At 40.8% G+C, this 1,326-nt stretch carries 1 protein-coding gene and 1 pseudogene; both read right to left on the bottom strand.

Annotated features, from left to right (window positions below):
* Nucleotides 1–96: 96 nt before the first annotated feature.
* A pseudogene (locus G614_RS0124025) lies at nucleotides 97–542 on the bottom strand (IS66 family transposase); the annotation flags it as partial.
* Between the two features lie 32 nt (nucleotides 543–574).
* Nucleotides 575–748 carry a hypothetical protein gene (locus G614_RS31600; protein ID WP_155245151.1) on the bottom strand — a complete coding sequence of 58 codons (174 nt, stop codon included), beginning with the start codon at nucleotides 746–748 and terminating at the stop codon, nucleotides 575–577.
* Nucleotides 749–1,326: the final 578 nt, after the last annotated feature.

Genomic DNA, 1,326 nt, shown 5'->3' with positions numbered 1-1,326 from the left:
CCGGATCAAATCAAAAAGTTGAAGTTGGAACAGTTTGCTTTAACTATAGCTGGATGCTTTACAAAAAGATAGCCATTATTTTATTGAGCGCTTACCTTTAAGGTATCTTTCCTGATTGAGTATGTAGGTATAGGCATCTCGCAATTTACCCTTTGCAGGCACCTTCGGTTCGCTGGCTTTGAGGTACACAAATAAAGCATCTACCAGCGGTTTTATGCTCAGCTGGCGCTGCTTCAGTCGTTCCTCCGGGGACAGCTCTTTCAACTTTCCTTCTTCACGATATACGGCCTGGATCTGTTTCATAACCAAATAGGATTCTGCCTGCTTACGGAGTTCTTTGGGAACTATAGTAAGGGCTTCGTCAAAGCTTCTGCGGGCATGGACCCAGCAGCCTGCGATGGTCAGTTCTTCCAGTTCATGTTCCAATGTATGGTAAACCTGATAACCACCGTAACGCAGATACCGGAGTAATCCTTCAGAAATGCTCTCGGATGCGAGGCATTTCTTGTCCGCTGATACTCATAAAGGACTATCTGCCGGTCAAGATTTGTGAGCCTATTATCTCAAACTGCAACTATGATTGAAAGGTACTCGCTATACAGCGTTTACGTTTAAGGAAACAGATCTCCTTCTCATATTTTTCTTCCATGCTCTTGTATTTCTTTCCAGACTTAAAAGCCGCTATTTCAGCAACAGCAGCTTTAAAGTGGTATTCAAGAGATGTGACACGCTCAAAGGAAATGTTCATAAAGGATTCCTCCAGACTGTCAGGAGTGAATGATGTTGCTCAGGGTAGCCATCAGCTGGTCGTTCTGCTCATTGAGTATCTTTATCGTTTCTTACTGCAGGCTGATGATTCTATCCTGCTGTTTGATTTGTGATTCTAATGCATGAAGCAGTTCTTTGAGAGAGTTCTTTTTTTCTTCTGTGTTCATGGTATCCCCCTTCTTTCTGCTATCCATTGTACCAAAAATACAGAGAAAAGGCGAATCGTAGATTTCCCGGTTCCCGTCATTTTGACGGTGGATAAGTGGTCTAATCCTAAGAATTCAAGAAGGGAAAATGATGGGAACTTATCATCACAAACAGAAAAAAGAGATTTGTTTGTGTATAACGGGGAACAGAAAAATATCGAAAAGAATGGTTATCCACCAGTTCCTTTCGATATCTGTATTAATAGCAAATCCAAAAAAATAATTTTCGTCACTTTGACGAAAGGGATTTATGGGCGTGTGAACCAATGTCATTTAGTTAACTTTTTGTAAAAGAAAGAATGTTTCTTTAAAATAGAGATCTGACGTTCCAAACGGATAGATTGAAGAGAAG

The sequence above is a fragment of the [Clostridium] clostridioforme AGR2157 genome (assembly GCF_000424325.1).
Classification (GTDB): Bacteria; Bacillota; Clostridia; order Lachnospirales; family Lachnospiraceae; genus Enterocloster; species Enterocloster clostridioformis_A.
This window is presented reverse-complemented; position numbering and strand designations above follow the sequence as displayed.

Excerpts from the sequence above, each read along its gene's own strand:
- G614_RS31600 (WP_155245151.1), bottom strand. The coding sequence starts at position 748 with ATGAACATTTCCTTTGAGCGTGTCACATCTCTTGAATACCACTTTAAA.